The 23936-nt window shown below is 60.3% G+C and carries 27 protein-coding genes; 12 read left to right on the plus strand and 15 right to left on the minus strand.

The window, feature by feature from the left end:
- Positions 1 to 4 precede the first annotated feature (4 nt).
- The gene (locus ACYZTM_RS13340) at positions 5 to 328 is read left to right on the plus strand and encodes a DUF3392 domain-containing protein (protein ID WP_131061120.1); all 324 of its coding nucleotides are present in this window, start codon (positions 5 to 7) and stop codon (positions 326 to 328) included.
- A 144-nt stretch (positions 329 to 472) separates the two neighbouring features.
- On the opposite strand, the gene ACYZTM_RS13345 is transcribed toward ACYZTM_RS13340, so the two are convergent.
- From ACYZTM_RS13345 to ACYZTM_RS13370, 6 genes are all read right to left on the minus strand, one after another.
- Positions 473 to 814: a hypothetical protein gene (locus tag ACYZTM_RS13345; protein ID WP_461988920.1), complete on the minus strand. Its 342-nt coding sequence runs from the start codon at positions 812 to 814 to the stop codon at positions 473 to 475.
- A 5-nt stretch (positions 815 to 819) separates the two neighbouring features.
- Positions 820 to 1263, minus strand: a complete 444-nt coding sequence (locus ACYZTM_RS13350) for a hypothetical protein (protein ID WP_461988921.1) — start codon at positions 1261 to 1263, stop codon at positions 820 to 822.
- 184 nt (positions 1264 to 1447) lie between these two features.
- The gene (gene trmB / locus ACYZTM_RS13355; protein ID WP_131061118.1) at positions 1448 to 2173 is read right to left on the minus strand and encodes a tRNA (guanosine(46)-N7)-methyltransferase TrmB; all 726 of its coding nucleotides are present in this window, start codon (positions 2171 to 2173) and stop codon (positions 1448 to 1450) included.
- A gap of 9 nt (positions 2174 to 2182) precedes the next feature.
- Positions 2183 to 2977 carry a thiazole synthase gene (locus ACYZTM_RS13360; protein ID WP_461988922.1) on the minus strand — a complete coding sequence of 265 codons (795 nt, stop codon included), beginning with the start codon at positions 2975 to 2977 and terminating at the stop codon, positions 2183 to 2185.
- A 60-nt stretch (positions 2978 to 3037) separates the two neighbouring features.
- Positions 3038 to 3238 carry a sulfur carrier protein ThiS gene (thiS, locus tag ACYZTM_RS13365; protein ID WP_167394879.1) on the minus strand — a complete coding sequence of 67 codons (201 nt, stop codon included), beginning with the start codon at positions 3236 to 3238 and terminating at the stop codon, positions 3038 to 3040.
- A gap of 90 nt (positions 3239 to 3328) precedes the next feature.
- Positions 3329 to 3700: a DUF423 domain-containing protein gene (locus ACYZTM_RS13370; protein WP_461988923.1), complete on the minus strand. Its 372-nt coding sequence runs from the start codon at positions 3698 to 3700 to the stop codon at positions 3329 to 3331.
- A 74-nt stretch (positions 3701 to 3774) separates the two neighbouring features.
- Between ACYZTM_RS13370 and mtgA the strand changes: the two genes are divergently transcribed.
- Positions 3775 to 4497: a monofunctional biosynthetic peptidoglycan transglycosylase gene (gene mtgA / locus ACYZTM_RS13375; protein WP_461988924.1), complete on the plus strand. Its 723-nt coding sequence runs from the start codon at positions 3775 to 3777 to the stop codon at positions 4495 to 4497.
- Positions 4498 to 4917: 420 nt separating this feature from the next.
- Here the strand turns inward: mtgA and rpoH are convergent, their stop codons facing one another.
- The 4 genes from rpoH to ftsY form a co-directional block, all read right to left on the minus strand.
- A complete protein-coding gene (gene rpoH, locus ACYZTM_RS13380) occupies positions 4918 to 5772 on the minus strand; it encodes an RNA polymerase sigma factor RpoH (RefSeq protein WP_007897890.1) in 855 nt (284 codons plus the stop codon).
- Positions 5773 to 5884: 112 nt separating this feature from the next.
- Positions 5885 to 6907, minus strand: coding sequence for a permease-like cell division protein FtsX (gene ftsX / locus ACYZTM_RS13385; RefSeq protein ID WP_131061113.1), 1023 nt, complete (start codon positions 6905 to 6907; stop codon positions 5885 to 5887).
- On the minus strand, positions 6904 to 7575 hold the full coding sequence (ftsE, locus tag ACYZTM_RS13390; protein ID WP_131061112.1) for a cell division ATP-binding protein FtsE: 672 nt from the start codon (positions 7573 to 7575) through the stop codon (positions 6904 to 6906). The genes ftsX and ftsE overlap by 4 nt, the downstream gene beginning before the upstream one ends.
- A complete protein-coding gene (gene ftsY / locus ACYZTM_RS13395) occupies positions 7572 to 9080 on the minus strand; it encodes a signal recognition particle-docking protein FtsY (RefSeq protein WP_461988925.1) in 1509 nt (502 codons plus the stop codon). Before ftsY ends, ftsE begins: the two co-directional genes overlap by 4 nt.
- A gap of 608 nt (positions 9081 to 9688) precedes the next feature.
- Here ftsY and ACYZTM_RS13400 point away from each other — a divergent pair.
- The 5 genes from ACYZTM_RS13400 to ACYZTM_RS13420 are packed head-to-tail and all read left to right on the plus strand — an operon-like array spanning position 9689 to position 15035.
- Complete coding sequence (locus ACYZTM_RS13400; protein ID WP_461988926.1) at positions 9689 to 11044, plus strand: M16 family metallopeptidase; 1356 nt, start codon at positions 9689 to 9691, stop codon at positions 11042 to 11044.
- Positions 11037 to 12527 (plus strand): M16 family metallopeptidase, encoded by a 1491-nt coding sequence (locus ACYZTM_RS13405; RefSeq protein ID WP_131061109.1) that lies wholly within the window; start codon positions 11037 to 11039, stop codon positions 12525 to 12527. The genes ACYZTM_RS13400 and ACYZTM_RS13405 overlap by 8 nt, the downstream gene beginning before the upstream one ends.
- Positions 12527 to 13138, plus strand: coding sequence for a 16S rRNA (guanine(966)-N(2))-methyltransferase RsmD (rsmD, locus tag ACYZTM_RS13410; RefSeq protein WP_109635619.1), 612 nt, complete (start codon positions 12527 to 12529; stop codon positions 13136 to 13138). The genes ACYZTM_RS13405 and rsmD overlap by 1 nt, the downstream gene beginning before the upstream one ends.
- A gap of 55 nt (positions 13139 to 13193) precedes the next feature.
- Positions 13194 to 14192 (plus strand): hydrolase, encoded by a 999-nt coding sequence (locus tag ACYZTM_RS13415; RefSeq protein ID WP_461988927.1) that lies wholly within the window; start codon positions 13194 to 13196, stop codon positions 14190 to 14192.
- A 3-nt stretch (positions 14193 to 14195) separates the two neighbouring features.
- Entirely contained in the window at positions 14196 to 15035 is an 840-nt protein-coding gene (locus ACYZTM_RS13420) for an AraC family transcriptional regulator (protein ID WP_461988928.1), read from the plus strand.
- A 196-nt stretch (positions 15036 to 15231) separates the two neighbouring features.
- Here the strand turns inward: ACYZTM_RS13420 and ACYZTM_RS13425 are convergent, their stop codons facing one another.
- Together ACYZTM_RS13425 and ACYZTM_RS13430 are read right to left on the minus strand one after the other, a co-directional pair.
- Positions 15232 to 16086, minus strand: a complete 855-nt coding sequence (locus tag ACYZTM_RS13425; RefSeq protein ID WP_461988929.1) for a sulfurtransferase — start codon at positions 16084 to 16086, stop codon at positions 15232 to 15234.
- Between the two features lie 33 nt (positions 16087 to 16119).
- Entirely contained in the window at positions 16120 to 16791 is a 672-nt protein-coding gene (locus tag ACYZTM_RS13430) for a TetR/AcrR family transcriptional regulator (RefSeq protein WP_131061104.1), read from the minus strand.
- A 147-nt stretch (positions 16792 to 16938) separates the two neighbouring features.
- Here ACYZTM_RS13430 and ACYZTM_RS13435 point away from each other — a divergent pair, with 147 nt between their 5' ends.
- The 5 genes from ACYZTM_RS13435 to ACYZTM_RS13455 all read left to right on the plus strand — a co-directional run bounded on the left by ACYZTM_RS13435 (position 16939) and on the right by ACYZTM_RS13455 (position 21638).
- Positions 16939 to 18369, plus strand: a complete 1431-nt coding sequence (locus ACYZTM_RS13435) for a coniferyl aldehyde dehydrogenase (protein ID WP_461988930.1) — start codon at positions 16939 to 16941, stop codon at positions 18367 to 18369.
- Positions 18370 to 18397: 28 nt separating this feature from the next.
- Positions 18398 to 18943 (plus strand): twin-arginine translocation pathway signal protein, encoded by a 546-nt coding sequence (locus ACYZTM_RS13440; RefSeq protein ID WP_131061101.1) that lies wholly within the window; start codon positions 18398 to 18400, stop codon positions 18941 to 18943.
- Positions 18944 to 19093: 150 nt separating this feature from the next.
- Entirely contained in the window at positions 19094 to 20689 is a 1596-nt protein-coding gene (locus ACYZTM_RS13445; protein WP_461988931.1) for a GMC family oxidoreductase, read from the plus strand.
- Between the two features lie 115 nt (positions 20690 to 20804).
- Positions 20805 to 21284 carry a pantetheine-phosphate adenylyltransferase gene (coaD, locus tag ACYZTM_RS13450; RefSeq protein ID WP_131061099.1) on the plus strand — a complete coding sequence of 160 codons (480 nt, stop codon included), beginning with the start codon at positions 20805 to 20807 and terminating at the stop codon, positions 21282 to 21284.
- 102 nt (positions 21285 to 21386) lie between these two features.
- On the plus strand, positions 21387 to 21638 hold the full coding sequence (locus ACYZTM_RS13455; RefSeq protein ID WP_461988932.1) for a YfhL family 4Fe-4S dicluster ferredoxin: 252 nt from the start codon (positions 21387 to 21389) through the stop codon (positions 21636 to 21638).
- Positions 21639 to 21692: 54 nt separating this feature from the next.
- Here the strand turns inward: ACYZTM_RS13455 and ACYZTM_RS13460 are convergent, their stop codons facing one another.
- From ACYZTM_RS13460 to ACYZTM_RS13470, 3 genes are read right to left on the minus strand one after another with little or no spacing between them, the layout of a single operon-like run.
- Positions 21693 to 22016: a multidrug transporter gene (locus ACYZTM_RS13460; RefSeq protein WP_131061097.1), complete on the minus strand. Its 324-nt coding sequence runs from the start codon at positions 22014 to 22016 to the stop codon at positions 21693 to 21695.
- A gap of 54 nt (positions 22017 to 22070) precedes the next feature.
- Positions 22071 to 22883, minus strand: a complete 813-nt coding sequence (mutM, locus tag ACYZTM_RS13465) for a bifunctional DNA-formamidopyrimidine glycosylase/DNA-(apurinic or apyrimidinic site) lyase (RefSeq protein ID WP_131061096.1) — start codon at positions 22881 to 22883, stop codon at positions 22071 to 22073.
- A gap of 28 nt (positions 22884 to 22911) precedes the next feature.
- Positions 22912 to 23727 carry an HDOD domain-containing protein gene (locus ACYZTM_RS13470; protein ID WP_178083838.1) on the minus strand — a complete coding sequence of 272 codons (816 nt, stop codon included), beginning with the start codon at positions 23725 to 23727 and terminating at the stop codon, positions 22912 to 22914.
- Positions 23728 to 23936: the final 209 nt, after the last annotated feature.

Consider the following 23936-nt stretch of genomic DNA (forward strand, 5'->3'; position numbering starts at 1 on the left):
ACGAATGGATTTGATACTCGACCTGCTCGCCACCGTCTCCCGCTGGAGCCGCAGCAACCTGTCGGAAATCTCTCTGGCGCTGGTGGGCTGCCTGCTGGTGCTGTTCGGCGCGGACATCAAAGGCTGGGTCGACCAACGCCTGGGCAGCATCGCCGGCGCCTTACGAGTACCGTTGCTCGCTCTGGTGTGCATGATCGGGAGCGGTGTGGCACTGATCTACGCCACGCCGTGGATCATCAAAGGGCTGAGCCAGTTCAACAACTACAGCTTGGCGCCGGTGTTGTTGGTGGTGCTGGTGTTGATTGGCGTTGTAGCAGACCGCCGCTAAATCTCGAACCCCCCCCAAAAACAAATGTGGGAGTGAGACCGGCTTGCCGGCGATAGCGGTCTGACAGTCAACGAAGATGTTGAATGTAATGACGCTATCGCCGGCAAGCCGGTCTCACTCCCACATTGGGTATTGCGAATTCCTTTATTGCTTGGCGGCGACCTTGACTGCATTGCGCATCATGGCGTTCAGCCCGTGGAAGTCGTTGCAGCCCAACGCTTCAGCTTCATCCAGATAGGCAATATTCACACTGTCAGGCCGGTCATCTTTGTTTACACGCGTCAGCGCCAGAATGTAATTGGCCTCGGCCCGGTATTGATCTTCGGTCAGGACCAGCGCGACGGCGCGAGCCTGCATGGCCGCCAGCACACCCTGCTCCGGCAAGGGCCCCGCTTCGTCCACGAAACACAGGGAATGCTTGGCCGGTAACGGATAGGCGTCACCATGGGCGTCGGGCTTTTGCAGCAACTGTTCCAGCGACTGCAAGTACTTCAGGTGATCCGCGTTGTGCAGATCACCCTCTCGTATGCCTTATCACACAAGTGGTAATAGCCAACCGCAGCCGCCAGCAAGCCTTGGTCCATGGCTTTTTGGTAAAGGCCACACGCCTCCTTGCGCGTGCGCTCAGAGAACATCGGATTGTCCTGCAGGTTGGCCAAAAAGTACGTTGCTCCAGTGTGTCCGCCATCAGACGCTCGTTTCAGATTGTCTACGAGCGCTTCCAAATCACCTTCCGCATTGCGCAGCTGCTCTGGACTGTACTTGAAAGCAGATTCCCCGGCGGCCTCCAGCTTTAACCTTTCATCGGCCTCACGCTTGAATTTGTCGGCCACTCTCTGGGCGCGTGCAAAGTATTCATCGGGCGTTACAACGCGTTCGCAAGCTGCAGAAAACAGCAGACTTAAAAATAGCGTGCAGACGAAAATGACTTTCAAACCTGTCTTCCTTTACAAGTGGGGACCTAGATCTTTCGGCGGATCAACGCTGATCTTGAACACTGCATAAAACAAATGTGGGAGCGGGCTTGCTCGCGAAGGCGTCGTGTCAGTCAACATCACTGTTGAATGATTAACCGTCTTCGCGAGCAAGCCCGCTCCCACATTGGGTGTTGCGTAGGGCTCAGGACTGTTTTTCGAACTTCAGGTCCCACACGCCATGCCCAAGACGTTCGCCGCGGCGTTCGAACTTGGTGATCGGGCGCTCGGTCGGGCGCGGGACGCATTTGCCGTCTTCTGCCAGGTTGCGATAACCCGGTGCGACGTTCATCACTTCCAGCATGTACTCGGCGTACGGTTCCCAGTCGGTGGCCATGTGCAATACACCGCCGACTTTCAACTTGCTGCGCACCAGTTCAGCGAAGGACGCCTGAACGATACGGCGCTTGTGGTGACGGCTCTTGTGCCATGGGTCCGGGAAAAACAGCATCAGGCGATCGAGGCTGTTGTCGGCCACGCAACGGTTGAGCACTTCGATCGCGTCGCAATCGTAGACCCGCAGGTTGGTCAAGCCCTGGGTCAGCACGCCATTGAGCAGCGCGCCGACACCCGGACGGTGAACTTCCACGCCAATGAAATCCTGTTCCGGCGAGGCTGCGGCCATTTCCAGCAGCGAATGGCCCATGCCGAAACCGATTTCCAGCGAGCGCGGCGCGGAGCGGCCGAACACCTGGTCGAAGTCCACCGGTGCGTCAGCCAGCGGCAGGACGAACAGCGGCGTGCCCTGCTCCAGGCCTTTTTGCTGGCCTTCGGTCATGCGCCCGGCACGCATCACGAAGCTCTTGATGCGGCGGTGTTGGCGCTCTTCGCCTTCTGCAGGCGTGATAGGCGTGTCGTTTGATTCAGTCATCAATGGCTCTTACTTGATCAGACCATCCAGCGGCGAGGAGGCGCTGGCATAGAGTTTTTTCGGCATGCGGCCGGCGAGGTAGGCCAGGCGGCCTGCAACGATGGCGTGTTTCATGGCTTCAGCCATCATGATCGGCTGCTGGGCATGGGCGATGGCCGAGTTCATCAGCACCGCTTCGCAACCCAGCTCCATCGCGATGGTGGCGTCGGAAGCGGTACCGACACCGGCATCCACCAGCACCGGAATCTTGGCTTCTTCGAGGATGATCTGCAGGTTGTACGGATTGCAGATCCCCAGGCCCGTGCCGATCAGGCCTGCCAGTGGCATGACCGCGATAACGCCAATTTCCGCCAGTTGACGGGCGATGATCGGGTCATCGCTGGTGTAGACCATCACGTCGAAGCCTTCCTTGACCAGCACTTCGGCGGCCTTGAGGGTTTCGATCACGTTGGGAAACAGGGTTTTCTGGTCCGCCAGCACTTCCAGCTTCACCAGGTTGTGGCCGCCGAGCAGCTCACGGGCCAGGCGACAAGTGCGCACAGCCTCGGCAGCGTCGAAGCAACCGGCAGTGTTCGGCAGGAAGGTGTAGCGATCCGGCGACAGGACTTCGAGCAGGTTCGGTTCGCCCGGGTTCTGGCCGAGGTTGGTGCGGCGCACGGCGAATGTGACGATCTCGGCACCCGAGGCTTCGATGGCCAGGCGGGTTTCTTCCATGTCACGGTACTTGCCGGTGCCTACCAGCAAACGCGACTGGTAAGTACGACCGGCCAGGACGAAGGGCTTGTCGCTACGAACGATGCTCATGGGAAATCCTCTGTAGGGGTGAGGTTCTTGCAGAATTCTGTGCCCTTGCGGGCCGGGCGACTAGCCGCCGCCGATGGCGTGCACGACTTCGACATTGTCACCGTCGTTCAGCGTGGTGTCGGCATGCTGGCTGCGCGGGACGATATCCAGATTGAGTTCAACCGCCACCCGGCGTCCGGTCAGATCCAGACGGGTCAGCAGGGCCGCAACGGTTTCGCCGTCGGGCAGTTCAAGGGATTCGCCGTTCAACTGAATGCGCATACCGAATGCCGCCATCATTTTTAGGGGCTGGCATTCTAGCCCGATCAGTCTTGGCGACCCAAGCCATTCGTCATGAAATGGACCGTCCGGTCAGCTCAACCGCCAGGCGGCGAGCCCCAGGCAGAACCAGCCGACCAGGAATGCCAGGCCGCCGAAGGGCGTGATGATCCCCAGCTTGCTGAAGCCGGTCAGGGTCAGCAGGTACAGACTGCCGGAAAACAGCAGGATGCCGATGGCAAACGAGGCGCCGGCCCAAGTGATCAGGCGACCCGGAATCTGCGTGGCCAGCAGCGCCACGCCCAGCAGCGCCAAGGTGTGCACCAGTTGATACGTGACGCCGGTGTGGAATATCGCCAGGTACTCGGGTGTCAGACGGTTTTTCAGGCCGTGGGCGGCGAACGCGCCAAGGGCAACGCCAGTGAAACCGAAGAAAGCGGCCAGCATCAGAAAGCCACGCAGCATGAAGAACTCCAGTCAGACTCGATCAACAGGGTCTGTATAATGGCCCGCTCAACGGGTTCGGCCAAGCCATCTCTATGCTGCGTATATTTTTGCGACGATTCACAAAAGCCCTGCTCTGGTTCGTGGGCGGCAGCGTATTGCTGGTTCTGATTTTTCGCGTGGTACCACCACCGGGAACGGCCTTGATGGTCGAGCGCAAGGTCGAATCCTGGTTCGACGGCGAGCCGATTGACCTGCAACGCACCTGGAAGCCCTGGGATGAAATCTCTGACGACCTGAAAGTCGCGGTGATCGCGGGCGAGGATCAGAAATTCCCGGAGCATTGGGGTTTTGATTTTGGGGCGATCCAGAAAGCATTGGCCCATAACGAACTCGGCGGTTCGATTCGCGGTGCCAGCACCCTGAGCCAGCAAGTCTCAAAGAATCTGTTTTTGTGGTCTGGGCGCAGCTGGCTGCGTAAAGGCCTGGAAGCCTGGTTCACCGGGTTGATCGAGGTGCTCTGGCCCAAGCAACGAATTCTCGAGGTGTACCTCAACAGTGCCGAGTGGGATGACGGGGTGTTTGGCGCTGAAGCAGCGGCCAGACATCACTTTGGTGTTGGCGCCAAGTCTCTTTCCCGGCAGCAGTCGAGTTTGCTGGCGGCGGTGCTGCCTAATCCACGGGTGTGGAGTGCGAGCCATCCGACCCACTATGTTGCGCGGCGGGCTGGGTGGATTCGGCAGCAGATGAGTCAGTTGGGCGGGGATAGTTATCTGGTGGGCATCAACGATTCACGCCGAGCGCCTTGGGCACAATGACTGATCCGCGACGACGCAATCCTCGTAGGAGCGAGGCTTGCCCGCGAAAGCGGTGTGTCTGTCGATGAAGAGGTTGGCTGACACTCCGCCTTCGCGGGCAAGCCTCGCTCCTGCAGGGGGGCGATGCGTCACTAGTGGGCACAAACAAAAACGCCCCGATCAATGATCGTAATGCTGTTCACTTAAGACAATCATCAGTCGAGCGAGAACTTGTGGCGAGGGGATTCATCCCCGTTGGGCTGCGAAGCGGCCCCCTGCGCCCGTTCAGACAGACCGAGTTGTGTGGATTTACGACTGCTTCGCAGCCGAACGGGGCGGTGCGACGTTTCGCTGAATCCCCTCGCCACAAATGAGTGCCCGCGCTTAAGTGAACAGCATTACGATCAATGATCGGGGCGTTTTTTATTGCCGGGCGCGCGGTTAAGCGGCGATCGACAACTTGAGCTTGTTCATCGCGCTCTTTTCAAGCTGACGAATACGCTCGGCCGACACGTTGTACTTCTGCGCCAGGTCGTGCAGCGTGGCTTTCTCTTCCGCCAGCCAGCGCTGGTAGAGGATGTCACGGCTGCGGTCGTCCAGCACTTCCAGCGCTTCGTGCAGGTTGTGGTTGGAGTTGTCGCTCCAGTCGGCATCTTCCAGTTGACGGGCCGGGTCGTACCGGTGGTCTTCCAGATAGTTGGCCGGTGACTGGAAAGCACTGTCGTCGTCCGCTTCTGCGGCCGGGTCGAAGGCCATGTCATGGCCGGTCAGGCGACTTTCCATCTCGCGCACTTCCCGCGGCTCTACGCCGAGGCTTTCCGCCACACGGTGGACTTCCTCGTTGTTCAGCCACGCCAGGCGTTTCTTCTGGCTGCGCAGGTTGAAGAACAGCTTGCGCTGAGCCTTGGTGGTCGCGACTTTCACAATGCGCCAGTTGCGCAGGATGAACTCGTGAATTTCCGCCTTGATCCAGTGCACTGCGAACGAAACCAGACGCACACCCATTTCCGGGTTGAAGCGCTTCACCGCCTTCATCAGGCCGACGTTGCCTTCCTGGATCAGGTCAGCCTGAGCCAGGCCGTAACCGGAATAGCTACGGGCGATATGTACAACAAAACGCAGGTGGGCGAGCACCATCTGCCGAGCCGCCCCCAAATCCTGCTCATAATAGAGACTCTCGGCCAGTTCACGCTCCTGCTCCGGCGTCAGCAATGGAATGCTGTTCACCGTGTGCACATAGGCCTCCAGGTTCGCACCCGGGACCAGAGCATATGCAGGTTGCAAAGAATTGGTCATACGAAAAAACCTCCCACTTACAAACTCGTGCAGTTCAGCACTGCGAAAATTGACCGGAAACCGAAAGACAAGTTCCCATAAACGCTGAAAGGTCAATACGAGCAAAATGATACTACTTAGGCGCAAGCTCCCTCAGGTGGCGTGCGACTGCAATCCATGCACCGATATACCCCAACAGCACCGCGCCAAGCAAGAGAGACAGACCGTCGGCAACTGGCACGCCAGCCAGTGCGAAATCACTGCCGTACAAACCGGCCAGCCCTACCACCGCGTCGTTCAGCCAGTTCAGGCCGAACGCCAATACACCCCAGGAAAGCATCCCCGCACCGAAGCCATACAACGCGCCCATGTACAGAAAGGGCCTGCGCACATAGCTGTCAGTGCCGCCGACGAGTTTAATCACTTCTATCTCTGTGCGGCGGTTTTCAATATGAAGACGAATGGTATTGCCTATCACCAAAAGTAATGCAGAAACCAGAAGCACGGTCAGACCGAAGACAAAACGGTCACCCAGCTTGAGGATCGCTGCCAGACGCTCGACCCAGACTAGATCAAGTTGCGCCTGTTGTACCTTCGGCAGCTCGGAAAGTTTTTGTCGTAATGCTTCAAGCGCGGGCTTGTCGACCTCGTTCGGGGTCACCAGCACCACGCCTGGCAGCGGGTTTTCCGGCAGTTCCTTGAGCGCCTCGCCCAGACCGGACTGTTGCTGGAACTCTTCCAGCGCCTGATCACGACCGACATATTCCGCCTCCGCGACGCCGGGCATGCCTTTGATCTGCTCGCGCAACGACTCACCCTCAGCGGGGCTGGCCTCGATTTGCAGGTACAGGGAAATCTGCGCCGCACGCTGCCAGGAACCGCCGAGGCGTTCGACGTTACTTAGCAAAAGTGACAGGCCCATGGGCAAACTCAGGGCAACCGCCATCACCATGCAGGTGAAGAAACTGCCGATTGGCTGCTTGCCCAAACGACGCAAGCTATCGAGCAGGCTGGCGCGATGACTCTCGACCCAGGCGCGGAACAGCGTGGCGAAGTCCGGACCGTCATCATCGTCGCGTTTTTTCTTCTGCGGCTGCGGGTCGGCGGCCTTGGGGGCCACACGCTCGGAAACCTTGGGGCTGCGTGTCGCACTCATACGCCCGCCTCCCCGTCGCCGATCAGTCGGCCACGTTGCAGGGTCAGCATGCGATGACGCATACGAGCGATCAGCGCCAGGTCGTGACTGGCAATCAGCACGCTGGTGCCCAGACGATTGATGTCTTCGAACACGCCCATGATCTCGGCCGCCAGACGCGGGTCGAGGTTACCGGTCGGTTCGTCCGCCAGCAGCAGAGCCGGACGGTGGACGATGGCGCGGGCGATGCCGACGCGCTGTTGCTGACCGGTGGACAGGTCGCCGGGGTACAGATCGGTTTTATCCGACAGCGCCACGCGCTCAAGCGCCGAATCCACGCGCTTGACGATCTCGGCCTTCGACAGGCCAAGGATCTGCAAGGGCAGCGCGATGTTGTTGAACACCGTGCGATCGAACAGCAACTGGTGATTCTGGAACACCACACCTATCTGCCGACGCAGATAAGGAATCTGCGCATTGCTGATGGTGGCGAGGTCCTGGCCGGCGAGCAGCAATTTGCCGGTGGTCGGACGCTCCATCGCCAGCAGCAGGCGCAATAAGGTGCTTTTACCGGCGCCAGAGTGGCCGGTCACAAACAAAAACTCGCCCCGTCGGACTCGAAAGCTCAGCTCATGCAAGCCGACGTGACCGTTCGGGTAGCGCTTACCGACTTGCTCGAAACGAATCATGAACGCTCCCGCTCGGCAAACAGTGCCTGGACAAAGGGTTCTGCTTCAAAAGTACGCAAGTCATCGATGCCTTCACCGACGCCGATGTAGCGAATTGGCAAACCAAATTGCTTGGCCAGGGCGAAAATCACCCCGCCCTTGGCAGTGCCGTCGAGCTTGGTCAGCGCCAGGCCGGTCAGTTCGACGGTCTGGTTGAATTGCTTGGCCTGGTTGATGGCGTTCTGACCGGTGCCGGCGTCGAGCACCAGCAGCACTTCGTGCGGCGCATCGGCATCGAGCTTGCTGATGACCCGGCGAACCTTTTTCAACTCTTCCATCAAATTGTCTTTGGTGTGCAGGCGACCGGCGGTGTCGGCGATCAACACGTCAATGCCACGGGCCTTGGCGGCTTGCACGGCATCGAAGATAACCGAAGCGGAGTCGGCGCCGGTGTGCTGGGCGATGACCGGGATCTTGTTGCGCTCGCCCCACACCTGCAACTGCTCGACGGCGGCGGCGCGGAAAGTATCGCCGGCCGCGAGCATGACTTTCTTGCCTTCGAGCTGCAGCTTCTTCGCCAGTTTGCCGATGGTGGTGGTCTTGCCGGCGCCATTGACGCCAACCACCAGAATCACGAATGGCTTGTTCTGCGAGGTGATTTTCAGCGGCTGCTCGACAGGCTTGAGCATCGCCGCGAGTTCAGCTTGCAGGGATGTGTACAGTGCGTCGGCATCGGCCAGCTCTTTGCGCGCAACCTTTTGGGTCAGGTGCTGGATGATCACCGAGGTCGCTTCGACGCCAACGTCGGCGGTCAGCAGACGGGTTTCGATGTCTTCGAGCAGCTCGTCATCGATGATTTTCTTGCCCAGGAACAGGCTGGCCATGCCTTCGCCGATGCTGGCGCTGGTCTTGGACAGACCTTGCTTGAGGCGGGCGAAGAAACCGGCTTTGGTTTCTTCGGTACGCGGCGGCTCGACCGGGAGTTCGACGGGAACATCGAGCGCGGCGACTAAGGGAGCAACAACCGGTACAGGCGCCGGGGCTTGAACCACAGGAGCGGGCGGAGCGACAAACGCAGGAATCACCGGCTCTGGGACAACCGCCTCAGGCTCGGCCACGACGACCGGCACGACAACCGGTTCAACCACCGGCGCATGAACAGGCTCATGAGCAAAGGCCGTCGGGGCAGGAATCGGCGGCGTCACATGCGGCGCCAACTCATCTTCAACCAAGGCCACCGGTTCTTCCGCCACCGGCAACGTCAGCCACGGCTCGGCGCCGGGTGTCAGCGGCTGCTCGGCAATCACTTCGAGTTCCGCTTCAGCCACCGGTTGCAGTACCAGCTCGGCGATCGGCAGGACAACCGGCGCCAGCTCTTCTTCTATTACCGGCGCAGATGTTGGCTCAGGAAGTGGTTGTGGCTGTTCGACGACGGGGTCCTGCGGCTTTTTGCGCAGCCATCCGAACAGGCTTTTCTTCTCGCCAGCCGCAGCTGGGGTCTTCTTGTCGTCGTTGGAACCAAACATGGAGGACGGCTATCTCACGGTAGCGACGCGCCTAAGGGCGCCCCGGCAAATGAATATTCGATGCAGAACAGACTGCGATTGACCCAGCTTGTTCACGCGCAACATTTTGTCGAGGTGCAAACAGCACCTCAAAGGTTGACTAATACGAAGGACTGGAACGGCATCGTCGGCGAAAACGCAGAGTTTAGCTGACAAACTCAAAGCTTCCGCAGGTAACCCATGCAACCTTCCGGCCGATCAAAGGCCTGATAGGCGTGGCCGCCAGTAAAACGGACCAGTATCCTAGGGCGTGTCATCAATCATTACCAGTACCGCGTGGCCGCCTGAAAACGGGCCAGGCAAGGCGCAGGCCGCAGGGAATGTGCTTTCCTTCCCAAGGACTGCAACGCAGCATGGCCCGTTTTCAGGCGCCACCCGGAGGGCCGGGCCTGATAGTGTGCAGGGCTGCGTTGCTCGGAGTTTATTTGGAATGACCAAACTACACTCCTTGCGCCTTGCCCTGCGCACTATCAGGCTCCGGCACGGTACTGGTAATGATTGATGACACGCCCTACCTCTCGCCCGCTGACGCTAAGAACAAGCGGGCAGCCCCAAAGGTTTAAAAACGAATGAATGCTTTAGCCCGCCGCGCTGCAGGCCTGCTGCTCAGCACAGTTTGTCTGCCCCTCTCGGCCCTGGCTGCCGATCCACAACCCACCCACGAATTCACTCTGGATAATGGTCTGAAGGTCGTTGTGCGCGAAGACCATCGTGCACCAGTGGTGGTTTCCCAGGTCTGGTACAAGGTCGGCTCCAGCTACGAGACGCCAGGTCAGACCGGTTTGTCCCACGCGCTTGAACACATGATGTTCAAGGGCAGCGAGAAAGTCGGACCCGGCGAAGCTTCGCTGATCCTGCGCGACCTCGGCGCCGAAGAGAACGCGTTCACCAGCGATGACTTCACGGCGTATTACCAGGTGCTGGCCCGCGACCGCCTCGGCGTGGCCTTCGAGCTGGAAGCCGACCGCATGGCCAGCCTGCGCCTGCCGGCCGACGAGTTCGCCCGCGAGATCGAAGTCATTAAAGAAGAACGTCGCCTGCGCACCGACGACAAGCCAATGTCCAAGGCCTACGAACGCTTCAAGGCCATGGCCTACCCGGCCAGCGGTTACCACACGCCGACCATCGGCTGGATGGCTGACCTGGACCGTATGAAAGTCGAAGAGCTGCGCCACTGGTACCAATCCTGGTACGTGCCGAACAACGCCACGCTGGTGGTGGTCGGCGACGTGACCCCGGACGAGGTCAAAACCCTGGCCCAGCGCTATTTCGGCCCGATCGCCAAACGTGACGTGCCACCGGCGAAAATCCCGCTGGAACTGGCCGAACCCGGCGAGCGCCAGATCACCCTGCACGTGCAGACCCAATTGCCGAGCCTGATGCTGGGCTTCAACGTGCCGAGCATCGCCACCGCCGAAGACAAACGCTCGGTGAACGCCTTGCGCCTGATCTCGGCCCTGCTCGACGGCGGTTACAGCGGACGCATCCCGACGCAACTGGAGCGCGGCGAAGAGCTGGTGTCCGGTGGCTCGTCGAGTTACGACGCCTACACCCGCGGCGACAGCCTGTTCACCTTGTCGGCCACGCCGAACACGCAGAAAAAGAAAACCATGGCCCAGACCGAAGCGGGCCTGTGGAAGCTGCTCGAACAGCTGAAAACCACCGCGCCGTCCGCTGAAGAACTGGAACGCGTCCGCGCCCAAGTCATCGCCGGCCTGGTCTACGAGCGTGATTCGATCACCAGCCAGGCCACCTCCATCGGCCAGCTGGAAACCGTCGGCCTGTCCTGGAAGCTCATGGACACCGAACTCGCCGACCTGGAAAGCGTGACACCGGAAGATATCCAGAAAGCCGCCAAGCTGTATTTCACCCGCGAACGTCTCAGCGTCGCCCATGTACTGCCACTGGAGACGACTCATGAGTGAGCGTAAAAACCCCCGCCTGGCCCTGATCGGCCTGATCGCAGCCGTGCTGATCGGCTCCGCTGCGTTTTATCTGTCAAAAAGCGATGACACCAAGGCCAGCGAAGCCCTCGACAAGGCCAAGGCCAGCCAGAAGCTGCAATCGCTGACCGAACTCGACGGCAAGGCGCCGAGCCACCGCTCACTCGACGTACAGACCTGGAACACCGCCGAAGGCGCCAAAGTGATGTTCGTCGAAGCCCGCGAGCTGCCGATGTTCGACCTGCGCCTGATCTTCGCCGCCGGCAGCAGCCAGGACGGCAACGCGCCCGGTCTCGCCCTGCTGACCAACGCGATGCTCAACGAAGGTGTGACCGGTAAAGATGTCGGCGCCATTGCTCAGGGCTTCGAAGGCCTGGGCGCAGACTTTGGCAACGGCGCATTTAAAGACATGGCACTGGCTTCCCTGCGCAGCCTCAGCGCCGCAGACAAGCGCGAGCCCGCACTGAAGCTGTTCTCTGAAGTCGTCGGCAAACCGACCTTCCCTGCCGACTCCTTTGCGCGCATCAAGAACCAGATGCTCGCCGGTTTCGAATACCAGAAGCAGAACCCCGGAAAACTGGCGAGCCTGGAGCTGATGAACCGCTTGTACGGCGATCATCCGTACGCGCATTCCAGTGACGGCACGGCAAAAACCGTCCCGGCGATTACCGTGGCGCAACTCAAGGCGTTCCACGAGAAAGCCTACGCAGGCGGCAACGTGGTGATTGCGCTGGTCGGCGATTTGTCCCGTGCCGAAGCCGAGGCGATTGCCGCGCAAGTCTCCAGCGCGCTGCCGAAAGGCCCGGCACTGGCGAAAATCGCGCAACCGGAAGAACCGAAAGCCAGCATCGGCCACATCGAGTTCCCGTCCAAGCAAACCAACCTGATGGTTGCGCAACTGGGCATCGACCGTGACGATCCGGACTACGCGGCGTTGTCCATGGGCAACCAGATCCTCGGCGGCGGTGGTTTCGGCACCCGCTTGATGAGCGAAGTGCGAGAGAAGCGTGGCCTGGCGTACGGCGTTTATTCGGGTTTCAGCCCGATGCAAGCGCGCGGCCCGTTCATGATCAACCTGCAAACCCGCGCAGAAATGAGCGAAGGCACGCTGAAACTGGTGCAGGACGTCCTCGCCGACTACCTTAAAACCGGCCCGACCCAGAAAGAACTCGACGACGCCAAGCGTGAATTGGCCGGCAGCTTCCCGCTCTCCACCGCCAGCAACGCTGATATCGTCGGCCAGCTCGGCGCCATGGGTTTCTACAACCTGCCGCTGAGTTACCTGAATGACTTCATGCGTGAGTCGCAGAGCCTGACCGTCGAGCAGGTCAAAGCCGCACTGAACAAACACTTGAGCACGGACAAAATGGTCATCGTCAGCGCTGGCCCGACCGTGCCGCAAAAGCCGTTACCGGCCCCAACTGATAAACCTGCCGAGCAGCCGCTCGGGGTTCCGGAGCATTAATGGCCACTCGTCCTAAAAAACCCGTTCACAACGTACACAATGGCGTGAACCAACTGCGCATCATCGGCGGCGAATGGGGCAGCCGGAAGCTGAGCTTCCCGGACGCTCCGGGCCTGCGTCCGACCCCGGACCGGGTGCGTGAAACCCTGTTCAACTGGCTCGCGCCGTACGTTGCCGGGGCCAAAGTGTTTGATCCGTTCGCCGGCAGCGGTGCGTTGTTCCTTGAGGCCCTGTCCCGTGGCGCCGCGATGGGGCAGGCGCTGGACGCCAGCAACATTGCGGTCGCCAGCATCAAGGAGCATCTGGGCACGCTGCGCTGCACCACCGGCCAGATCCAGACCGCCGATGCCCTGCGCTATCTGGAAACCCAGACCGCGACCGCTTACGACCTAGTGTTCCTCGACCCGCCGTTCAACCAGGACCTGTTACCGACCGTCTGCACCCTGCTTGAAGAGCGGCAGTGGCTGGCCAATGAAGCCTGGATCTACACTGAAAGCGAAAACGCGCCGTCGAGCCTTGGCTTGCCAGGCAACTGGCGCCTGCACCGGGAGCAGAAATCCGGGCGGGTGTATTACGCGTTGTGGCAACGTATGGCAGAGATCGCCGGTTAATCGACCGGCCTGAAAAGGTGCGCACAGGTTGCGCACCGCTGCATCGAGAGCAATCGTGTCCTTTCCGTCAGAACGTTTCACCCCCGCCTTCGGCCTCGGCAACCCGCACCTGCAAACCTTGTGGGGACCGCTGTGGCGCAAAACCACGCACATCGAACGCGAGCGCGAACGCTTGTGGCTTGAGGATGGCGACTTTCTCGATATGGACTGGCACGGCCCGCACACCGCCGATGCGCCGCTGGTGCTGGTGTTGCACGGGCTGACCGGTTCTTCGAATTCGCCTTACGTGGTCGGGGTGCAGAAAGCATTCGGTGCCCAGGGTTGGGCCAGTGTCGCGTTGAACTGGCGCGGCTGTTCGGGCGAGCCGAATCTGTTGCCACGCAGCTACCATTCCGGCGCCAGCGAAGACCTCGCCGAAGTCATCAAACACCTGCGGGCCAAGCGCCCTCTCGCACCGCTGTATGCGGTCGGCTATTCCCTGGGCGGCAATGTCTTGCTCAAACACCTGGGCGAGACCGGCAGTGACAGCGGCGTACTCGGTGCGGTGGCGGTGTCGGTACCGTTTCGTCTCGATCATTGCGCCGATCGTATCGGGCAGGGTTTTTCGAAGGTCTATCAGGCGCATTTCATGCGTGAGATGGTGGCCTACATCAAGAACAAGCAGCGCCAGTTCCAGCATGACGGGCGCGAGGATGGACTGGCGGCATTGGCGGCGTTGGGCTCGCTGGAGAACCTGCACACCTTCTGGGATTTCGATGGCCGGGTCACGGCGCCGCTCAATGGTTTCGTCGATGCCGAGGATTACTATCGCCGCGCCTCCAGTCGCTATTTCCTTGACCAGATTCGCACGCCGACCCTGATCATCCAGGCGGCCGACGATCCCTTCGTGTTCCCCCATAGCCTGCCGCACGCGTCGGAATTGTCCGCCTCCACTCAATTCGAGCTGCAACCCAAGGGCGGGCATGTCGGGTTTATCGATGGCTCGTTCCGGCAACCGGGTTATTACCTGGAACGACGCATTCCGCAGTGGCTGAGCGCCGTGGGTCGCGGGTAAGCCATGGACGCCGATCAGGGCGAGTCGATCCGCTTCTGGCAAACGGCGCCGTTGGCCGGCGTCGAATTATTGTCCGCACGCTACATCGAACACCGCTTCGCGCCCCACGTGCATGACGGTTATGTGATCGGCATGATCATGGCCGGTGCCCAGCGTTATCGCTATCGCGGTGCCGAACACCTGGCCGGCAGCGGCACCCTGGTGCTGATCAACCCTGATGAACTGCACACCGGCCACAAGGGCACGGAGGACGGCTGGTTGTACCGGGCGTTTTATCCGGACAGCGGGCAGATTCTCTCGCTGCTGGACGAACTGGAGCTGCCGACCCACAACCTGCCGGGGTTTGGCGCGACGCTGTATCGCGATCCGGATCTGGTGAAGGGTTTCTGCCAATTGCATCGCTTGCTGGAAAGTCCGTCCACGGCCCTGCAACAGCAAACGGTCTGGCGCGAGATGATGCTGTTGCTGCTGCAACGTCATGCGGCCGTGCCGATTGCCGGCAAACCCGGCAAGGAGCACCGGGCGGTGACGCTGGCCAAGGACGTACTGCAAGCGCAATTGGCCGCGCCGCCCTCGCTGGAAGAACTGGCGGCAGCGGTCAACCTGTCACCGTTTCACTTCGCCCGGGTCTTTCGCCGCGCCACGGGCATGCCACCGCACACCTGGTTGATGCAGCAACGCATCGCCCAGGCAAGAGCGCTGTTACAGAACGGTTGTTTGCCGCTGGAAGTCGCGATGCAGCTGGGATTTGCCGACCAGAGCCATCTGAGTCGACAGTTCAAGCAGGTTTACGGGGTTGGACCGGGGGCGTATCGCAGTGCGCGGCAACTATCGGGATATTGAGCTCGGCAAAGATCCGAATGTGGGAGCGAACTGTGGCGAGGGGATTTAGCGAAACGTCGCACCGCCCCGTTCGGCTGCGCCGTGAAACCATTGTGTGCGGTGTATCTGATACACCGCAGTTTTCGACTCGGGGCCGCTTCGCGACCCAACGGAGATAAATCCCCTCGCCACAGTTCGCACCCACAGGGATTTGTGTTTATTCGCCGGTGGCGATGCCGTGCGCGGGATCGTTGATCCACTCGCTCCACGAGCCGGCATACAACGAGCCCAACGGATACCCGGCGAGACACAGTGCGAACAGGTTATGGCAAGCCGTCACGCCAGATCCGCAATACGCCACCAGATCGGTCGGTGCACGATCGCCGAGTTTCGCGGCAAAGCGCTGCTTGAGCTGCTCAGCCGGCAGGAAACGCCCGTCACTGCCCAGGTTCTCGGTAAAGGCCGCACATTGCGCACCGGGGATGTGCCCGGCAATCGGGTCGATCGGCTCGACTTCGCCCTTGAAACGCGGCAAGGCGCGGGCGTCTAGCAAGGTCAGTGTCGGTTGGCCGAGGCGCTGCTGAAGCTGTTCGGCGCTCAAGATCAGCGCATTGTCCGGCGTCCCGGTGAAGGTGCCGCGCTTGATGTCGCACCTGTCCAGACTCAGCGGCAATCCGGCCGCGTGCCAGGCCTTGAGCCCGCCATCGAGAATGAACACGCCGTCACGCTTGCCCAGCCAGGCCAGCAACCACCAGGCCCGCGCCGCGTAGGCACCGGGGCCATCGTCGTACAAAACCACTTCGCTGTCGGCGTTGATGCCCCACGCTTGCAGGCGCTCGATCAAGTCTTCAGGTTCAGGCAGCGGGTGGCGCCCGGTCACGCCCTTGACCACTGCCCCGCTCAAATCACGTTCAAGATCGGCAAAGCTCGACCCGGCGATATGCCCTTCGGCATAACTGCGCTGACCGTAGTCCGGGTCTTCGAGGGCAAAACGACAATCCAGAATCACCAGCCCAGGCGCATCCTTTTTCAGGTCCAACGCTTGCGGGCTGATCAGTTGCGCAATGGGCATAACGGGCTCCTGTGATTAAGTCGGTCTTGAATCCTACTGCACTTCTTCAAGGGCCTGGGCCAGAGGCACGTAAAACTCTTCGTACAGCGCGTTGACCGCGTCGCGCGCCTGGTCCGTGACGAAACCGGCCTCAAGCACCAGCACCTGATACACCCCACGTTTGATGGCCTGCTCACTCAGGTGATTGGAGTTTTCCCGCGTGGTGCACAGAAAACGCACCCAGGACGTCAGGATAATCCACGCATTGAGCGTCAGGGATTCGATCTGGACCTTGTCCATTTGCAGGATGCCGGCGTCAACGAAGGCGGCGTAGATGTGGGTGCCATGGATCAGGCAGCGCTGGGAGAAACGCCGATAACGGGCGGCCAGTTCGGAATCGCTGTCGAGCAAATGCTCAAGATCACGATGCAAAAACCGGTAGCGCCACATCGCCGCCAGCAGTTCCTGAAGGTAGAAGCGCTTGTCTTCCACCGTGGACGCGCGGCCCTGGGGCGGGCGCAGGAAGCTGTCCACAAGACTTTCGTACTCACTGAACAACACGGCGATGATCGCCTGCTTGTTGGGGAAGTGGTAGTACAGGTTGCCCGGAGAAATCTCCATGTGGGCAGCAATGTGGTTGGTGCTAATGCTGCGCTCGCCCTGTTGATTAAACAGCTCCAGGCTGTTCTGCACGATGCGCTCGCTGGTTTTGATCCGAGGGGCCATGGCTTGAGCTTTAATTCAGAGTGCGTTGACGGGCATCTTACGACCTATCGGCGAGTGGATAAAACAATGCTGCACCAGGATGTCATTTGACTTTCTAGAGCATAGACTCTAAAAAGTGCCTCATTACAACAAAAACCGGAGCCGATCATGACCGCCGACATCGCGTACCTGCAGAACCTGCAACAGCCTCTGGACGAACTCCAGGTCCTGTTTGATACGCAGCGTGCGGCGTATGCAGCCAACCCGATGCCACCGGCCGCCCAGCGTCAACAATGGCTCAAGGCCCTGCGGGATCTGCTGAGTAATGAACGCCAAGCCTTGATCGATGCCATCAGCCAGGACTTCAGTCACCGCAGCGCCGATGAAACCCTGCTCGCCGAACTGATGCCCAGCCTGCACGGTATTCACTACGCCAGTCAGCACCTCAAAGGCTGGATGAAAGCTTCGCGGCGCAAGGTCGGTATCGCTTTTCAGCCGGCTTCGGCCAAGGTTGTTTATCAACCGCTGGGCGTGGTCGGCGTGATCGTGCCCTGGAACTACCCGCTTTACCTGGCCATCGGGCCGCTGGTGGGTGCGTTGTCGGCGGGCAATCGGGTGATGCTCAAACTCAGTGAGTCGACCCCCGCCACCGGCTTGCTGCTCAAGGAGTTGCTGGGCCGGATCTTCCCGCAAGACCTGGTCTGCGTGGTACTGGGCGAAGCCGATATCGGTGTCGCGTTCTCCCGACTGCGTTTCGATCACCTGCTGTTCACCGGCGCCACCAGCATCGGCAAGCACGTGATGCGCGCGGCGGCAGAGAACCTGACGCCGGTGACCCTTGAGCTGGGCGGCAAATCCCCAGCCATCGTTTCCCTCGACGTGCCGCTCAAGGACGCCGCCGAACGCATCGCTTTCGGCAAGACGCTCAATGCCGGACAAACCTGCGTGGCCCCGGACTACGTGCTGGTGCCGGAAGATCGTGTCGGCGCTTTCGTCGAAGCCTATCGCCAGGCGGTTCGCGGGTTTTATCCGACACTGGCCGACAACCCGGACTACACCGCGATCATTAATGACCGGCAATTGGCGCGGCTCAACGGTTACGTCAGTGATGCCACCAGCAAGGGTGCACTGCTGATTCCGCTGTTCGATCAAGGCCAGGGCCGGCGCATGAGTCACAGCGTGCTACTCAACGTCAGTGATGACATGACCGTGATGCAGGACGAAATCTTCGGCCCGCTGCTGCCGATCGTTCCGTACAAGGATCTTGATCAGGCATTTGCCTACATCAATCAACGACCTCGTCCGCTGGCGCTGTATTACTTCGGCTACGACAAGCGCGAACAAAATCGCGTACTCCACGAAACCCATTCCGGCGGCGTTTGCCTCAACGACACCTTGCTGCACGTGGCTCAGGACGATATGCCGTTCGGTGGCATCGGTGCCTCCGGCATGGGCCATTACCACGGCCACGAAGGCTTCCTGACCTTCAGCAAGGCCAAAGGCGTGCTGATCAAACAACGCTTCAACGCCTCGAAACTTATTTACCCGCCGTACGGAAAATCCATTCAGAAACTGATCCAGAAGCTGTTTATCCGCTAACGATCATCCCCTTCGGGTAATAACAATAATGAGCCCAAGCCTGTCCGATACACCCGCGCTGTCACGGCGCGGCCTGCTTAAATTCAGCCTCGGCGCGAGTGCGTTTCTGGCCACGGCCGGATTGGGCGCGAGCCTCAGCGGCTGCTCATCGAGCCTCCCGGCCAGCGGTTTCGCGATTTTGCGTAGCGGCGACCTGCTGTTTCTGCGGGCATTGGTGCCGGTGATGCTCGAAGGCGCCGTGGCCGTCGAGAAGATGCCGGCGGCCGTCGATGGCACGCTTGAAACCCTGGATAACGACTTGAATCATTTGTCGCCGGAAATGCTCAAGTTGACCCAGCAATTGTTCGACGTGCTGGGAATGGCGGTGACCCGCGGGCCGCTGACCGGGATCTGGGGCAGCTGGGAAAACGCCAGTGCCGATGAGATCCGGCATTTTCTCGATCGCTGGGAAAACAGTTCGTTGAGCCTGTTGCGCATGGGGCATAGCTCGTTGCTGCAACTGGTGATGATGGCCTGGTATAGCCGAGCGGAATCGTGGGTGCATTGCGGGTATCCAGGGCCGCCTGCAGTTTGAGACCGAGCCGCGCCCTTCGCGGGCAAGTCGGATCGCCGCACCGCTCGCTCCTACAAGGGCTCACTCGATCCTGTAGGAGCGAGGCTTGCCCGCGAAGGCGTCCATATAAACACCACTGCACCCAAACCATAACAACAAGAGAACCCGAAGATGCCCGTACCCGACCCGTTCCGCGAAGGCATGGCCCGAGGCTGGAAAACCTACAACGGCTCGCAACTGACCCAGGACCTGACCCTCGAAGCGGACGTGGCGATCATCGGCAGCGGCGCGGGCGGCGGGACCACCGCGGAAATCCTCAGCGCCGCCGGTTACAAGGTGTTGCTGATCGAAGAAGGTCCGCTCAAGACCAGCAGCGACTTCAAGCTGCTCGAAGACCAGGCCTACACCAACCTCTACCAGGAAGGCATCGGCCGCATGAGCAAGGACGGCGCGATCACCATCCTCCAGGGCCGCGCGGTGGGCGGCACCACGCTGATCAACTGGACCTCAAGCTTTCGCACGCCGGACCCGACCCTCGACCACTGGGCCAAAGAACACGACGTCAAAGGCCACACGCCGGCCGAGATGGCGCCGTGGTTCGAGAAGATGGAACAACGCCTGGGCGTCGCTCCCTGGATGATCCCACCCAACGCCAACAACGACGTGATCCGCAAAGGCTGCGAAAAACTTGGCTACACCTGGCATGTGATCCCGCGCAACGTGCGTGGCTGCTGGAATCTCGGGTACTGCGGCATGGGCTGCCCGACCAACGCCAAGCAATCGATGCTGGTCACGACCATTCCGGCGACCCTGGAAAAAGGCGGTGAGCTGCTCTATCTGGCTCGCGCCGAAAAGCTATTGATCAGCGGCGACAAGGTCACTGGCTTGCAATGCGTAGCGATGGATGACCGTTGCGTCGCTCCCACGGGCAAGACAATCACGGTCAAGGCCCGGCATTACGTGCTGGCTAGCGGCGGGATCAACAGCCCGGCGCTGCTCATGCGCTCCGAGGCGCCCGATCCTCACAAACGGCTGGGTAAAAGGACTTTTCTACACCTGGTGAACATGTCCGCCGGGCTGTTCGACGAGGTGATCAACCCGTTCTACGGCGCACCGCAGTCGATCTATTCCGACCATTTCCAGTGGCAGGACGGCACCACCGGCAAGATGTCCTACAAACTGGAAGTACCGCCGCTGCACCCGGCGCTCGCCTCCACCCTGCTCGGCGGTTTCGGCAAGGAAAACGCCGCGCACATGGAAAACCTGCCCCACACCCACGCGATGCTGGCGTTGCTGCGCGACGGTTTTCACCCGGACAGCCCGGGCGGTAGCGTCGAGTTGCGCAGTGACAACACGCCAGTGCTCGATTATCAGGTTTCACCCTATGCCTGGGACGGCTTGCGCCGGGCCTTCCACAGCATGGCCGAGATCCAGTTCGCCGGTGGCGCCAACGCGGTCATGCCGATGCACGCCGACGCGCGCTATGTGAAAACCCTGGCCGAAGCGCGCACGCTGATCGACGGTTTGAGCCTTGAACTGTACCGCACCCGCCTGGGCAGCGCTCATGTGATGGGCGGTTGTGCCATGGGTGAAGACCCGAAAAACGCCGTGACCGACAGCCTCGGCCGGCATCACCAGATCAGCAATCTGTCGATTCATGACGGCTCGCTGTTCCCCACCAGCATTGGCGCAAACCCGCAATTGTCGGTCTACGGGTTGACGGCGCAACTGGCAACTTCCCTCGCCGAACGTTTGAAAAACCCATGAAAACGGAGAATATTCCAATCGTCTATAGTGCTTTCTTACCCAACAGGCGACTTGGCCGACCGGGAAGGCTGCGATACCATCCGACTCCCCAACGGACTCCCGCCAGGACGACGCGATGAACCGAGTGTTGTACCCAGGTACCTTCGACCCTATTACCAAGGGCCATGGCGACTTGGTCGAACGCGCCGCGCGCCTGTTCGATCATGTGATCATCGCCGTCGCTGCCAGCCCGAAGAAAAACCCGTTGTTTCCCCTGGAACAGCGTGTGGCGCTTGCCCGCGAGGTCACTAAACATCTGCCGAACGTTGAAGTCGTCGGCTTCTCGACGCTGTTGGCGCACTTTGCCAAAGAGAAAAACGCCAACGTGTTCCTGCGTGGTTTGCGCGCGGTGTCGGACTTCGAATACGAATTCCAGCTGGCCAACATGAACCGCCAACTGGCGCCGGATGTGGAAAGTCTGTTTCTTACACCATCCGAGCGTTATTCGTTCATTTCCTCGACGCTGGTTCGTGAAATCGCAGCGTTGGGCGGCGATATCACCAAGTTCGTCCACCCTGTGGTGGCGGACGCCCTCACCGAACGCTTCAAGAAGTAACGACCGCTCAAGCGGCGCCCGCGTGCACTGCGGGCGCCAATGCGGCACAATTGCGCGCATTGGTTTATTGCGCCCGGGCCTTGCGCCCTGGCTGGAGTTAGCATGTCCCTGATCATCACCGACGATTGCATCAATTGCGACGTCTGCGAACCTGAGTGCCCGAACGCCGCCATTTCCCAAGGCGAAGAGATCTACGTGATCGACCCGAACCTGTGCACACAGTGTGTCGGCCACTACGACGAACCTCAGTGCCAGCAGGTTTGCCCGGTGGATTGCATTCCGCTGGATGAAGCGCATCCGGAGACTGAAGAGCAGTTGATGGCGAAGTATCGGGTTATTACCGGGAAGGGTTGATTCATTTGGCGTCTGTGAGGACGCCTTCGCGGGCAAGCCTCGCTCCTACAGGCTTCACTCCCGCTGCTCAAATCCCTCCCCGATACACCCCAGACACCGCACAAACGCCGCTTTCGCCGGATCAACCACCAGCGCCTGACCCGCATCGCCAATACCGCCGCCCAATGCAGTAAACGGCAACGACACCACAAACGCCCCGGCACCGATCACCGTCGCCACGACCAACAAGGGGCGGGCGATCAGCAAGTCGCCGAGCATGGCGTAGGCCGGGGGATTCTGGATGGTGTAGCGCGGGTCACCGCTGCCGCTGTTTGCCGCCAGCGCTGGCGCACCGACGCTCAGCAGCAGCGCAACAACAAGGGTTCGAAACGAATTCATGGCACGGTCCTTCGGCTAGGCAGTCAGAACACTGACTATAGACCGTAGGACGTATCAGCTCTGACAGCGTGGGCAAAAGACGCTGGCGCGCTGCCCGAGTTTTACTTCCCGCAACTCCGTCCCACAGACCTTGCAGGGCGCACTGCCACGGCCATACACAAACAGTTCCTGCTGAAAATAACCCGGCTGACCGTCGCCGCCGATAAAGTCCCGCAGCGTAGTACCGCCACGCTCGATGGCCGCGGCCAAAATGCGTTTGATCTCGATCGCCAGCTTCAAATAGCGCGCTCGGGAAATGCTCTTGGCTTCACGACGCGGGTCGATGCCGGCGGCGAACAGGGCTTCGGTCGCATAGATATTACCGACGCCGACCACCACCGCGTTATCCATGATGAACGGCTTGACCGCCATGGATCGTCCCCGGGACTGCTGGAACAAGCGATCACCATCAAACAGGTCGGTCAACGGCTCCGGCCCCAGGCGAATCAGCAGTTCGTGGTTGAGCGGGTCGAGGCTCCAGAGCATCGCGCCAAACCGGCGGGGGTCGGTATAGCGCAGGGCCAGCCCGGATTCCAGTTCGATGTCGACATGCTCGTGCTTGGCCGCCGGCATGCCGACTTCCACCAGACGCAAATTGCCCGACATGCCCAAATGACTGATCAGCGTCCCGACTTCGGCGTTGATCAACAGGTATTTGGCGCGCCGTTCCACCAGCACAATACGCTGGCCGGACAGTCGCACATCGAGGTCTTCAGGAATCGGCCAGCGCAAGCGGCGCTCACGCACGATCACCCGGCTGACGCGCTGGCCTTCCAGGTGCGGCGCAATCCCGCGACGGGTGGTTTCGACTTCTGGCAGTTCAGGCATGGTGTACTCGAATCAGGCTGTCCGGTGCTCAGCGGTGAGCGCCGAGATCGCGAATCGTTTGCTTGAGGGTCTCGAAGTCGTAGTCCGAGAGGCCGACATAATCGAGCACCAGATGCCCGATGCTGTTCCATTCGTGGTCTTCGGTCTGATTACCCAAAACCCGGTAAGACGCACAAATATGCTCGGCCATTTTCAGGATCGCCAGCAGGTTCTTGAGCTGAGCGTTGCGCGAAGACTCATCGCTGAAAATCACCAGGGCATTGTGGTGATTGGCGATCGCGGCGGTCACATGCTCCGGCAGGCGCCAGGATTTGGCCGTGTAATAACCGACCACCGCGTGGTTGGTGTTGAACACCCGGTTCTCTGTGTCGACCACCCGGCATTCGGCACTGGCGTTGGCGTAGGCCTCCTCCAGAACGGTCATGTAATTGGGGAAGCGCTGCAACATCAGCGGCACGCCGCAATCGTGAAACAGCCCCAGCGCGTACGCTTCATCACCCGCCTGGGCGCCGATGCGCTTGGCCAGTGTCAGGCAGGTCATCGCCACGTCCTGAGCCGTGTCCCAGAAACGGTTCAAGGTGACGATGGTGTCGTCGTTCATTTCGCCCTTGATCGACTGCGCATTGATCAGGTTGATGATCGAACGGCTGCCCAGCAGGTTCACCGCACGCTGGATCGACGCGATCTTGTTACTCAAGCCGTAATACGGCGAGTTGACGATCTTCAGCAAGGCGCCAGAGAGCCCCGGGTCCTGGGAGATCAGCTTCGCGATCACTTCCAGATCCGGGTCGGGCATGTACTGCTCCATCTGCAAATCCACCATGATTTGCGGCTGAGCAGGCACGCTGATGCCTTGCAGGGACTGTTGAATCTGTTCGGAAGTCAGCTCTTGGGACATAAGTACACACTCTGGGCCAGGAGGCGATTCTAACCTTTATAAAGTTGGATCCGACATACCGGCCTGCACATCGGCCAAAGTTTCATTTCTGCATAGCAATCGAAATCGCTTTCGCGGGCAAGCCTCGCTCCTACAAAAGCACCCTATGCCCTGTA

This window comes from Pseudomonas sp. MDT2-39-1 (assembly GCF_054898085.1).

Bases quoted from the DNA above. Each gene is read 5' to 3' on its own strand.
- ACYZTM_RS13340 (WP_131061120.1), top strand. From the start codon at position 5: ATGGATTTGATACTCGACCTGCTCGCCACCGTCTCCCGCTGGAGCCGC.
- trmB (WP_131061118.1), bottom strand. From the start codon at position 2,173: ATGACTGAATCAAACGACACGCCTATCACGCCTGCAGAAGGCGAAGAG.
- ACYZTM_RS13360 (WP_461988922.1), bottom strand. From the start codon at position 2,977: ATGAGCATCGTTCGTAGCGACAAGCCCTTCGTCCTGGCCGGTCGTACT.
- thiS (WP_167394879.1), bottom strand. From the start codon at position 3,238: ATGCGCATTCAGTTGAACGGCGAATCCCTTGAACTGCCCGACGGCGAA.
- ACYZTM_RS13370 (WP_461988923.1), bottom strand. From the start codon at position 3,700: ATGCTGCGTGGCTTTCTGATGCTGGCCGCTTTCTTCGGTTTCACTGGC.
- mtgA (WP_461988924.1), top strand. From the start codon at position 3,775: ATGCTGCGTATATTTTTGCGACGATTCACAAAAGCCCTGCTCTGGTTC.
- rpoH (WP_007897890.1), bottom strand. From the start codon at position 5,772: ATGACCAATTCTTTGCAACCTGCATATGCTCTGGTCCCGGGTGCGAAC.
- ftsX (WP_131061113.1), bottom strand. From the start codon at position 6,907: ATGAGTGCGACACGCAGCCCCAAGGTTTCCGAGCGTGTGGCCCCCAAG.
- ftsE (WP_131061112.1), bottom strand. From the start codon at position 7,575: ATGATTCGTTTCGAGCAAGTCGGTAAGCGCTACCCGAACGGTCACGTC.
- ftsY (WP_461988925.1), bottom strand. From the start codon at position 9,080: ATGTTTGGTTCCAACGACGACAAGAAGACCCCAGCTGCGGCTGGCGAG.
- ACYZTM_RS13400 (WP_461988926.1), top strand. From the start codon at position 9,689: ATGAATGCTTTAGCCCGCCGCGCTGCAGGCCTGCTGCTCAGCACAGTT.
- ACYZTM_RS13405 (WP_131061109.1), top strand. From the start codon at position 11,037: ATGAGTGAGCGTAAAAACCCCCGCCTGGCCCTGATCGGCCTGATCGCA.
- rsmD (WP_109635619.1), top strand. From the start codon at position 12,527: ATGGCCACTCGTCCTAAAAAACCCGTTCACAACGTACACAATGGCGTG.
- ACYZTM_RS13420 (WP_461988928.1), top strand. From the start codon at position 14,196: ATGGACGCCGATCAGGGCGAGTCGATCCGCTTCTGGCAAACGGCGCCG.
- ACYZTM_RS13425 (WP_461988929.1), bottom strand. From the start codon at position 16,086: ATGCCCATTGCGCAACTGATCAGCCCGCAAGCGTTGGACCTGAAAAAG.
- ACYZTM_RS13430 (WP_131061104.1), bottom strand. From the start codon at position 16,791: ATGGCCCCTCGGATCAAAACCAGCGAGCGCATCGTGCAGAACAGCCTG.
- ACYZTM_RS13435 (WP_461988930.1), top strand. From the start codon at position 16,939: ATGACCGCCGACATCGCGTACCTGCAGAACCTGCAACAGCCTCTGGAC.
- ACYZTM_RS13440 (WP_131061101.1), top strand. From the start codon at position 18,398: ATGAGCCCAAGCCTGTCCGATACACCCGCGCTGTCACGGCGCGGCCTG.
- ACYZTM_RS13445 (WP_461988931.1), top strand. From the start codon at position 19,094: ATGCCCGTACCCGACCCGTTCCGCGAAGGCATGGCCCGAGGCTGGAAA.
- coaD (WP_131061099.1), top strand. From the start codon at position 20,805: ATGAACCGAGTGTTGTACCCAGGTACCTTCGACCCTATTACCAAGGGC.
- ACYZTM_RS13455 (WP_461988932.1), top strand. From the start codon at position 21,387: ATGTCCCTGATCATCACCGACGATTGCATCAATTGCGACGTCTGCGAA.
- ACYZTM_RS13460 (WP_131061097.1), bottom strand. From the start codon at position 22,016: ATGAATTCGTTTCGAACCCTTGTTGTTGCGCTGCTGCTGAGCGTCGGT.
- mutM (WP_131061096.1), bottom strand. From the start codon at position 22,883: ATGCCTGAACTGCCAGAAGTCGAAACCACCCGTCGCGGGATTGCGCCG.